General features: G+C 72.7%; 5 protein-coding genes. 4 read left to right on the top strand and 1 reads right to left on the bottom strand.

Translation table 11 applies throughout. The features are described 5' to 3' along the window. Positions 1–33 precede the first annotated feature (33 nt). Entirely contained in the window at positions 34–3708 is a 3675-nt protein-coding gene (locus ACQPY0_RS54925) for a family 78 glycoside hydrolase catalytic domain (protein WP_432980572.1), read from the bottom strand. Positions 3709–3904: 196 nt separating this feature from the next. On the opposite strand from ACQPY0_RS54925, the gene ACQPY0_RS54920 reads away from it, so the two are divergent. The 4 genes from ACQPY0_RS54920 to ACQPY0_RS54905 all read left to right on the top strand — a co-directional run bounded on the left by ACQPY0_RS54920 (position 3905) and on the right by ACQPY0_RS54905 (position 10801). After that, a complete protein-coding gene (locus ACQPY0_RS54920) occupies positions 3905–4729 on the top strand; it encodes a cyanophycinase (RefSeq protein ID WP_432980569.1) in 825 nt (274 codons plus the stop codon). Then, complete coding sequence (gene cphA / locus ACQPY0_RS54915; protein WP_432980566.1) at positions 4719–7379, top strand: cyanophycin synthetase; 2661 nt, start codon at positions 4719–4721, stop codon at positions 7377–7379. The genes ACQPY0_RS54920 and cphA overlap by 11 nt, the downstream gene beginning before the upstream one ends. Before the next feature lie 44 nt (positions 7380–7423). After that, positions 7424–8863: a protein kinase domain-containing protein gene (locus tag ACQPY0_RS54910; protein WP_432980563.1), complete on the top strand. Its 1440-nt coding sequence runs from the start codon at positions 7424–7426 to the stop codon at positions 8861–8863. Positions 8864–9004: 141 nt separating this feature from the next. Continuing rightward, complete coding sequence (locus tag ACQPY0_RS54905) at positions 9005–10801, top strand: FHA domain-containing protein (RefSeq protein ID WP_432980560.1); 1797 nt, start codon at positions 9005–9007, stop codon at positions 10799–10801. Positions 10802–10805 lie beyond the last annotated feature (4 nt).

Genomic DNA, 10805 nt, shown 5'->3' with positions numbered 1-10805 from the left:
GCCGGCGAGTGGCCCGCGCCGCCGTTCACGGGATCAGGCGGTCGCCGTGAAGGTGTAGGAGCCGGACGGCAGGTAGTACGTGGCCGGGGCGGACGGGACCGCCTGGGCCGGGGCCGCGATCGACGACGGGTTCGAGGTCGGGACCTTGACCGTGGCCGTCGCGCCCGCCGGGACCGTCACCCGCAGGGTCAGGGTGCCGCCGGAGATCGACCAGTCGCTCACCGCCGCGCCGTACGGGGTCTCGTACGACGACTTCGCCGAGGTCAGGCCGCCGCCCGGCTGTGGGGCGATCAGCAGCGAGCCGTAGCCCGGCGACGCCGGGCCCAGGCCGCCGACCTGGCGGTACAGGAAGTCGCCGACCGAGCCCAGGCCGTAGTGGTTGAAGGAGTTCATGCCGGGGTCGTTGAAGGAGCCGTCGGTGCGGATGCCGTCCCAGCGCTCCCAGATCGTCGTCGCGCCCGAGCCGATCATGTAGCCCCAGCCGGGGAAGCCCGGCTGCATGAGGATCGTGTAGGCCGCGTCGGCGTGGCCGTTACTGGCCAGCACCGGCAGCAGGTTCTCCACGCCCAGGAAGCCGACCGACAGGTGGCCGCCGGTGGCGTTGACCTTCGCCGCCAGCCGGTCCGCGGCCGGCTGCACGCGGTTGGCCGGCAGCAGGCCGAAGGCGAGGGCGAGCACGTACCCGGTCTGGGTGTTGCCGCTGACCGTGCCGTCCGCCGCGACGAACCGGTTCGTGAACGCGGCCGCGACCTGGTCGGCGAGCTGGCCGTACGAGTTCGCCTCGGCGGTGCGGCCCGTCGCGGCCGCCATGCGCGAGACCAGCCGGGCCGACCACGCGAAGAACGCGGTCGAGATGACGTCCTGCGCGGTGTTGTCGTTGACGTTGAGCCAGTCGCCGTAGGTGGGTTGATTACGAATCAAGTCAGCACCGGACGTTGATTTCAGATAGTCAACCCACTTGGCCATCGCCGCGAAGTGCTCGTCAACCACGCGCACATCGCCGTAGCGCTGCCACAGGGTGTACGGCACGATCACTCCGGCGTCGCCCCAGCCCGCGGTGCCGGCCCCGCAGCACACGCTCGGCACGACGTCGGTGAACGCGCCGTCGGCGTGCTGCGCGTCGGTCAAGTCGTCGGCGAACTTGTCCAGGAAGCCGTGCACGTCGACGTTGAACGTCGACGTCATGCTGAAGATGGCGATGTCGCCGGTCCAGCCGAGCCGCTCGTCGCGCTGCGGGCAGTCCGTCGGCACCGACAGCATGTTGCTGCGCTCGCCCCACAGGATGTTCTTCGCCAGCTGGTTGAGCATCGTGTTCGAGGTGGTGAACGTGCCCAGCTGGCTGCCGCTGGTCCACGCCGCGCGACCCGTCAACTCCTCGGCCGTGGGCGTGAAGCCGGACGGCAAGCCGGTCAACTCGACGTACCGGTATCCATGCACGGTGAAGCGAGGCTCGAAGGTCTCGGTGCCGGAGCCGCTGAAGGTGTACTTGTCGGTGGCCAGCGCGTTGCGCAGGTTCGCCGTGTAGATGGTGCCGTCGGGGTTGAGGACCTCGGCGTGGCGCAGCCGCACCGTGGTGCCGGCCGGGGCGCTCATCGTCAGCCGGTTCCACCCGGCGAAGTTCTGCCCGAGGTCGAAGACCCACACGCCGGGCTGCGGCTGGGTGATCGCGACCGGCCGGAACTCCTGCTGCACGGTGACGCCGTCGTCGACCTGGGCGACGAGGTTGGGCTTGGCGCCGCTCTTCACGGCGACGACCGGCCAGGCGGCGTCGTTGAAGCCGGGGCCGTCCCAGCCGGCGATCGCCATCCGGTTGTCGTAGGTCTCGCCGTTGTAGAGGTCGTCGGCGCGGATCGGGCCGGTGGTGACCTTCCAGCTGGAGTCGGTCTTGACCGTCTGGGTGGTGCCGTCGGTGAAGGTGATCAGCAGCTGGGCGGAGTACCACGGCTGGGTGCCGTAGTGCTGGCTGCCGGCGAAGCCGAGGCTGCCGGAGTACCACCCGTTGCCCACGTACGCCCCGAGCGCGTTGGCGCCCTGCCGGATCTGCCCGGTGACGTCGTACTCCTTGTACTGCAGCCGCTTGGCGTAGTCCGTCCACCCCGGCGCGAGCACGTCGGAGCCGACCTTCGCCCCGTTGAGCCGGGTCTCGTGCAGGCCGAGCGCGGTGGTCAGCAGCCGCGCCGAGGCGACCGCCTTGCTCACCGTGAAGCCCTTGCGCACCAGCGGGGACGGCTTGGTGACGAGCACGTTCGAGCCCCACGGCCCGCTGCCGTACGCGGCGACCGCCCGGGCCGCGGGCCAGCCCGAGTCGTTGAAGCCGCTCGTGTTCCAGCCGCCCGGCGCGCTGTTGAACGCCTTCCACGCGGTGTCGGTGCTGATCGTCGGGCCGCCGGTGACGAACAGCTTCGCGATCATGCCGGCGGGCGAGTCCGTGGTGTTCTGGACCGAGATCGCGATGGTGTTGGTACCGGCGGTGAGGTGCCCGCCGAGGTCGATCGTCGCCGCTTGCTTCCACGAGTCGACGATCCGGGGCGAGGCGCTGACCTGCGCGCCGTTGACCCACACGTCGGCGGTGTCGTCGCCGGTGACGACCAGCGTGGCGCTCGCCGGGGCGGTGGTCAGGGAGAAGGTGCGGCGGAAGTACCGGGTGGCCGCGGGCACGCCGGCGGCCGGGTCGCCCTCGGGGTACCAGATCCAGCTCGCCCCGGACAGGTCGGCGTTGACCGAGGGCTGGCCGATGAAGTCGGCGGTCCACTCCGTGGCCGGCGAGCGCAGCGCGGTCTCGAAGCTCCGGGTCGCGCTCCACGCGCCCGCGCGCCCCTGGGTGTCCCAGACCCGCACGCGCCAGGAGTACTTCGTCATGCTCGAAAGCGCCGGCCCGCCGTAGACGACGTCGACCTGATTCGCCGAGGCGACCCGGCCGCTGTCCCACACGTCGGCGGTGTTCGCGCTGCTGGTGGAGACCTGGATCTGGTACGCCCCCTGCTCCTGCTGCCCCGAGCCGGCCGCGAGCTTCCAGCCGAACCGCGGCTGCGCGGCGTCGATGCCCAGCGGGTCGGTGCGATGCTCGACGGTCGCGCTCGCGACGCTCAGCGGCGAGGCGGCGTTGGTGTCGGGCAGCACCACGGAGGTGTTCCAGGGCGCCGTGCCGTACGCGCCGAGGTCCATCGCGGCCGGCCAGCCCCCGTCGCCGAACCCGGGCTGCTCCCACCCGGCCGGCGCGTTCGGCGAGGATTTCCAGCTCGCGTCGGTGACGAGATCGGTGGTCCCGCCGCCGGTGACGACGTGGACGTGCCCGATCACCCCGGCCGGCCCGGCGGTGGTGTTCTTCGCGGCCAGGGCGATGGTGTTGGTACCGCTGACCAGGGCGCTGCCCAGGTCGACGTACACGGCCCCCTTCCAGGAGTCGACGACCCGCTGCGAGCCGGCGAGGGGCTTGCCGTTGAGCCAGACGTCGACCGTGTCGTCGCCGGTGACCACGAGCTGGGCGTCGCTCACGCTGCCGGCGGCGACGCTGAAGGACTTGCGGAAGTACCGGTAGCCGACCGGCACGCTGACGCGCGGGTCGCCCTCGGGGTACCAGATCCAGTGTGCGCCCGAGAGTGCGACCGGGGTGGCCGCGACGGCGGGCGGAGGCGGCGCGACGAGCACGAGCGCCGCGACCGAGACGAGCGCGGTGGCGGCCGCGCGCGTTCGCTTTTGCAGGGGCATGGCGGCTCCCTTGGTTTGTGAAACGTTTCATTTAAACGTTTCATGCACCTGTAGTGCGCTCACTGTAATGAGACGCTGGTCGATATGCAAGGAGTTGCCAAAACTTCGGCGGGGGCGGCCGGGTCCGGGCAATACCGGCAAACACGCAGCACTTGGCGCGCTCGGTTTGCAAGATGAAGGAGTTTGTGGAGGTGGGATGGCGGGACAGCTGCTCGTCATCGGTGGCGCGGAGAGTCACGACGCCGGCGATGACGAGATCCTCGAGCGCTTTGTGCTGCTCGCGGGCGGGAGCGACGCGCACCTCGTCGTGATCGCCACCGCGAGCGAGAGCCCGGGAGAGCGCGAGAAGGAGTACGCCGACGTCTTCCAGCGCCTCGGGGCCGGGCGCGTCACCCCGCTGCGGCTCGAGTCGCGCGCCGATGCCAACGGCGACCTCGCGGTGGCGGCGATCGAGCGCGCCACCGGCGTGTTCTTCACCGGCGGCGACCAGTTGCGGATCACCACCGTGCTCGGCGGCTCCAAGGTCGACTCGGCGCTGCACGCGCGGCTGGCCGAGGGCATGATCCTCGCCGGCACCAGCGCGGGCGCCGCGATGATGTCCAGCACCATGATCCTGGGCGGGAGCATCGCCTCGGTGAGCACGTCCAGCGTGCTGACCGGGCCGGGCATGGAGTTCCTGCCCGGCGTGCTGATCGACATGCACTTCGCCGAGCGCGGGCGGCTCAACCGGCTGCTCAGCGCCATCGCCATGTTCCCCCACGAGCTCGGCCTCGGCATCGACGAGAACACCGCGATCCTCGTCGACGGCGACGCGTTCGAGGTGCTCGGCCGCGGCACCGTCACCGTGATCGACGCCGGGCGGGCCGGCGACATCAGCTGCCCCTCGCGCGGACCGGCCGGGGAGGCCGGCGCCCCGATCGCCCTGTGGGGCGCCCAACTGCACGTCCTACCGGCCGGCCACCGGTTCAACCTGACCGAGCGGGCCCCGATGAGGAAAGCGGAAGAGGATCATGCGCATTGACAGCAGCCGGCGTCTGCGGGGGCCCAACCGGTACCTCGTCCGCCCGGTTCAGGTCACCCGGGTCTTGCTCGACGACCTCACCGGGCGCGAGACCTGCGACTTTCCGGGGCTGCCCGAGCGCCTGCTCGACCTGCTGCCCGGGCTCGCCGAGCACCACTGCGCGGCCGGGGCGCCGGGCGGGTTCGTCAAGCGACTCTACGGCGGCACATACTTCGGCCACACCGCCGAGCACATCGCGATCGAGCTGTCCAACCGTATCGGCCGCGAGGTCAGCTTCGGCCGGACCGTGGGCACCGAGGACCCGTCGGCGTTCGACGTCATCATGGAGTGCCCGGCAGACGAGCCGGATGAGTCTGACATGTCCGAAAAATTACTAGAAACAGCGATAAGGCTGGTCGTGTCGCTGACGCACGGCGGGACGCCCTCGGCGCCCGACCTCGCCGAGCTGCAGCGGCAGCACGAGCGGGAGCAGTCCGGCCCGTCGACCCGCGCGATCGCCGAGGCGGCCCGGGCCCGCGGCATCCCCGTCGAGCGCGTCGGCGATCTCAGCCTGCTGCGGCTCGGGTACGGCCGCCACCGCCGGCTCGTCTGGGCGGCCCTGACCGACCAGACCTCCGCCATCGGCGTCGACATCGCCGGCGACAAGGAGCTCACCCGCCGCCTGCTCGCCGACGCCGGCATCCCGGTCGCCGCCGGTGGACCGGCCGGCACGGTCGAGGAGGCGCTGCGGCTGTTCGCGCAGCTTGGGGCGCCGGTCGTGGTCAAGCCGCGCGGGGGGCGGCAAGGGCAGCACGTGTACCTCGGGATCGACACCCCCGACGCGGTGCGCTCCGCGTTCGAGGCGGCGACCGCGGACGGCGGCGACGCCGTCGTCGAGCGCCAGGTCGCCGGCCGCGACTACCGCGTGCTCGCCGTCGGCGGCGAGATCATCGCCGCGGCCGAGCGCGTCGCCGCGCACGTCGTCGGCGACGGCCACACCGACGTCGCCGGGCTGGTCGAGCGCGCCAACGAGGACCCGCGCCGCGGCGTCGGGCACGCCCGGGCGCTGACCCGGATCAAGATCGACGAGGTCGCCCGGACGCTGCTGCGCCGCCAGGAACTCGGCGAGCACGACGTGCCCGCGGCCGGCCGGACGGTGTGGCTGCGCGACAACGCGAACCTGTCGACCGGCGGTACCAGCGTCGACGTGACGAAGATCGTGCACCCCTCGGTCGCCGACCTGTGCCGCCGGGTCGCCGGCCTCGTCGGGCTCGACATCGCCGGGATCGACCTGCGCCTGCCCGACATCGCCGAGGAGCCGCTGCTGCACCGCGGCGGCGTGATCGAGGTCAACGCCGCCCCCGGCCTGCGGATGCATCTGGAGGAGCACGACGTCGGCGCCGCGATCGTCGACGCCCTCTACCCGGCCGGCACCCCGTCGCGGATCCCGATCGTCGCCATCACCGGTACCAACGGCAAGACCACGGTCGCCCGGCTCACCGCCCACCTGCTCGCCGGGGCCGGCCTGCGCGTCGGCGTCACGACCACCGACGGCGTGGTCATCGGCGGCCGGCTCGTCCAGCGCGCCGACGCCACCGGCCCCCGCTCGGCCCGGGTCGTCCTCGGCGACCCGACCGTCGACGCGGCCGTGCTGGAGACCGCGCGCGGCGGGCTCCTGCGCCAGGGGCTGGGGTACGACTGGAGCGACGTCGGCATCATCACCAACCTGGCCTCGGACCACATCGGCCAGGACGGCATCGAGAGCCTCGACGAGCTCGTCGACCTCAAATCCGTCGTCGCCGAGCGGGTGCGCGAGGGCGGCGCGGTCGTGCTCAACGCCGACGATCTCCGCAGCCGCGAGCTGGAGTTCCCCGGCCGCGAGATCATCTGGTGCTCGCTCGACCCGCGCAACCCGCTCGTGCGCCGGCACTGGGACTCGGGCGGCCGGGCGTACCTGCTCGCCGACGGCTGGCTCGTCGAGCTGGCCGGCCGCCGCTGGGTCCCGCTGCTGGCCGCGCACGAGCTCGGCGGCGGCTTCGGCGGCGCCGCCCGCCACCTGATCGCCAACGCCCTCGCCGCGACCGCCGCCGCCCGCGAGCTCGGTGTGACCACCGCCGGCGTCGCCGAGCGCCTGCGCACGTTCGGTGCCCAGCCCACCGACAACCCCGGCCGCGGCATGCTCCTGCGCCGCGGCGACGTCCACATCCTGGTCGACTACGCCCACAACCCGGCCGCCATCGACGCCGTCAGCGACCTGGTCGAGCGGGTCTGGGGCTGCGAGCGGGCGGTCGCCGCGATCACGCTGCCCGGCGACCGCTGCGACGACCTGCTGCGCGAGTCCGCCGCCGTGGTCGCGAACCGGTTCGCCCGCGTCGTGCTCTACGAGGACGCCGACCGGCGCGGCCGGGCCTCGGGCGAGGTCCCCGCGATCCTGCACGACGAGCTGCGCCGCCTCGCGCCCGAGATCGCCTGCGTCGAGGTCCGCACGGTCGACGAGGCGATCCCGGCGGCGCTGGCGCTGGCGCGCCCCGGCGATGTGGTGCTGCTGCTGTACGAGAAGATCGAGCCCGTCCTCGCTCTGCTGGAGGCCCTCGGCGCGCGCCCTGCCAGTGAGGTTGGTGTGGCTGACGTGAATCTGGGAATGACCATGGCGTGGACGGCAACTGGCTGAACGGACGACGGTACCGATTGATCGAACCCCTCGGCACGGGCGGCATGTCAGTTGTCTGGCGCGCCTTCGACGAGGTGCTGGAGCGCCCGGTCGCGGTCAAGCTGCTGGCCCCGAAGCTGCTCGCCGATCCCGTGTCCCGGCGGCGCATCCAGGCGGAGGCCCGCGCCGCCGCGCTGCTGAGCCATCCCCACATCGCCCAGGTCTACGACTTCGGCCACGGACCCGACGGCGTTCCGTACGTCGTGATGGAGCTCGTCACCGGCCCCTGCCTGGAGGACGCCGGCCGCCTGAGCACGGCCGAGATCCTGCGCGCCGGCGGCGAGCTCGCGGCCGCCCTGGCCGCGGTCCACGCCCGCGGCCTGGTCCACCGCGACGTGAAGCCGGCCAACGTCATGCTCACCGACGGTGGCGCGAAGCTGGTCGACTTCGGCATCTCCGCCGTCGCGGGCGAGCACAGCGACCGCCACGACGAGATCCTGGGCACGCCCGCCTATGTGGCCCCGGAGCGCATCCGCGGGCTGCCCACCACCGCGGCCACCGACGTCTACGCGCTCGGCCTGCTGCTGTACCGCACCCTGACCGGCCACTTCCCCTGGCCCGCGGGTTCGGACAACACCGGCGTCCTGGAGTTCCATCGCCGCGGACGCCCCGAGCCCCTGCCGGCCGGTCTGCTGCCGTCCCCGGTCGCCGCCGCCGTCACCAGCTGCCTGGCCAAGGCCCCCGAGAACCGCCCGTCGGCCGGGGAGATGGCCCGCCTGCTGTCCTCGGCCGCTTCCCGGACCGCGCGGTTCTCCTCCGCGCCGCTCGCCTCGCGGGTGCTGGCGACCGCCCCCGTCCGGGCGGCCGACCCCCGGCCCGCGCAGTCCGGCTCCCTGCCGCTGCCCCGGATCCCCGCCGGCCCGCGCGGCCGCGTCGCGGTCGCCGGTGTCGTCGCCGCCGCGGTGGTGGGCGGCCTCGCGATGTGCTCGCCCGGCAGCGCCTCTACCGGCGCGGACAAGCAGCCGACGTGGATGGCGGCCGCGTCCCCCACGCCTACGAACGTCGACTGCGCCGTGGAGTACTCCGTGCGCGGCGAGTCCGAGGGACACTTCCAGGCCGACCTCCACGTCCGGGCCGAGGGCGCCCCCGGTGGCTGGTCGCTGAGGTTCCGCCTGCCCGAGGGCCAGGCCATCGGTACCGTGGACGGCGCGACCTGGCGCCAGGACGGCCCGACCGTCCTACTGGGCGGCGCCGACGTGCTGGAACTGGCCGGCGGCGCCGACTTCGGCGTCACCGGCGCCTACGGCGAATCGGCCGCGCTGCCGACCGACTTCGCCCTGAACGACACCGCGTGCCGCTCGGTCCTGCTGGCCCCCGCCGCGCAGCCGGCCCCGGCCGTCACCACCACGGTCGCGCCGCCCTCGCCGACGAAGGCCCCGGCCGTGAAGGGCCCCGCCAAGAACTCCAAGAAAGAGCACGAGAAGAAGGAGAACGAGCACGACTGACCCTTTTCGTAAGTCGATCGTCGTTTTGTAGGTTATGGCGTGCAACCTTCCTGACTGGTACACAAGTCTGATCCTGGTGGCGTCCCGACATTGGGCGGGTCGCCTCGCCTTAGGGTGTCGGGTTCGAAGGTAGGAGGCGCCGTGCGTTTCGAGATCAGCCGGGTCATGGACACGATCGAACAGCGGCTGACAACGGACGTGACCCTGGCCCAGGCCGTGGTCGACCTGGCCGAGGTGGCCCGCTTCACGGCGCTGGACGGCGGCCGCCCGATCAACCTGCTGCGCCTCGGCATGGTGGTGGACGCCCTGAGCCGCTACCTGATCGACGCCGGCGCCATGCTCTACCCGGTCGCCGGCCGCGAGGTCCTCTCCGAGGCCGCCCTGACCTCGAAGGAGCGCATGGTCCTGGGCCGCTGGGCCGACGACGGCCTGATCGAGGTGACCCCGGTCGTGGCCGACCGCCCCGCGGAGATCGCCGACTTCACCGGCCTGCCCCTGATCGTCGTGCGGGCCGTCCCCCACCAGGCGACGCGCTTCCCCTGGATCGCCGACAGCCCCGAACGGGTCCTCCGCCTGACCCCGAGGGCCGGCGGCGCGGTCCTCACCCCCGGCGGCGAGCCGACGCCCCCCAAGGACGGCAAGGAACGCCTGGTAGTGATCGGCAAGGCCACCCTCCCGATCGTCCCCGCGGACCCGGACGACAAGACCACGGAAAAGCCGATGGCCGAACCGTCCCCCGCCCCGGACACCCCCACCGACTCCTCCTCCGCCGATCCCGCGTCCTCCCCGCCCTCGTCTACCGAGCCGCCTTCTTCCACGTCCCCGTCGTCCGCGTCCGCCTCTTCCGCGTCCTCGTCTTCCTCCTCCGCGTCCTCCGCGTCCGCCTCTTCCCTGTCCCCGTCCCCGTCTTCCGCGTCCCCGTCCCCGTCTTCGCCGTCCCCCTCTTCCTCCTCCGCGTCCCCGTCTTCCGCGTCCTCCGCGTCCTCGCCCTCCGGATCTTCCGCGTCCCCGCCCTCGTCGTCCGCGTCCCCGTCGTCCGCGTCCTCTGCGTCCGCCTCTTCCCCGTCCCCGTCTTTCGCGTCCTCCGCGTCCCCGTCTTCCTCCTCCGCGCCCTCGCCCTCCGGGTCTTCCGCGTCTCCTTCTGCCGCGCCCTCCGAGCCGTCCGAATCCGCCGCCACGCCGGGGCCCTCCTCCAAGCCCTCGCCCATGAAGGCCTCCGCCGACGCCGAGCCGAAGGGCGGCCGCCCCGACGGCTTGCAGACGTTCACGGCGAGGGGCGCCCAGCGCCAAGGCCGGACCCGGGTCGTGCGGCGCCGCTTCACCAGGGCCGACCCCAGCGGCGTGGGCGCGTCGCTGATGGCCCGTCAGTGGCGCTGCAAGGAGCCCGAGTGCCCGGCCTTCGGCGAGTATCGCCGGATCGGCCAGCCCGTCCCCCGCATGCGAGCCGGTGTCCCCGCCTGCCCCCGCCACGGCGAGGCGGTCAAGGACATCGGCCCCCGCCCTCCGGCCTACGCCGTCGCGATCGTGGTCGAGGACCTGGCGAGGCGCCGCTTCGTGGTGGCCGCCGACCACCCGGTGATCGTCGGACGCGACCCCGCGAACCCGGACGACATCTCGGTGGCAGCGTGGCTCCACGAGGCCGCCGCGTCCTGGATCGCCAAGGAGCACGTGCGGCTGTCGGTCGTCAACGGCAAGCTCCAGGTGACCGACCTGAGCGACAACGGCACCCTGATCTGGAAGCGCTCGACCCCCGACAACAAGGAGGAGACCGAGCGCATCTACCGCAAGACCTACGAACTCGTCGGCTGGGACTCGGTCGAGCTCTACACCGGCGTCGAACTGGTGGTAGGCGACCACCGCCTGCAGACGGTCGTAGGCTCCGAACCGGCCTCGGTCCTCCTGGACGCCCCCACGGTCGCCCTCCGCCTGGTCGACTGACCCC

The organism is Dactylosporangium sp. CA-233914, assembly GCF_050942935.1.
In the GTDB taxonomy this organism is placed as follows: Bacteria; Actinomycetota; Actinomycetes; order Mycobacteriales; family Micromonosporaceae; genus Dactylosporangium.
Note: the sequence above shows the minus strand (reverse complement) of the source record. Positions and strands in the feature narration are given on the sequence as shown.

What these genes read in the sequence shown, in the direction of transcription:
- ACQPY0_RS54925 (WP_432980572.1), bottom strand. Translation starts at nt 3,708, where the DNA reads ATGCCCCTGCAAAAGCGAACGCGCGCGGCCGCCACCGCGCTCGTCTCG.
- ACQPY0_RS54920 (WP_432980569.1), top strand. Translation starts at nt 3,905, where the DNA reads ATGGCGGGACAGCTGCTCGTCATCGGTGGCGCGGAGAGTCACGACGCC.
- cphA (WP_432980566.1), top strand. Translation starts at nt 4,719, where the DNA reads ATGCGCATTGACAGCAGCCGGCGTCTGCGGGGGCCCAACCGGTACCTC.
- ACQPY0_RS54910 (WP_432980563.1), top strand. Translation starts at nt 7,424, where the DNA reads ATGTCAGTTGTCTGGCGCGCCTTCGACGAGGTGCTGGAGCGCCCGGTC.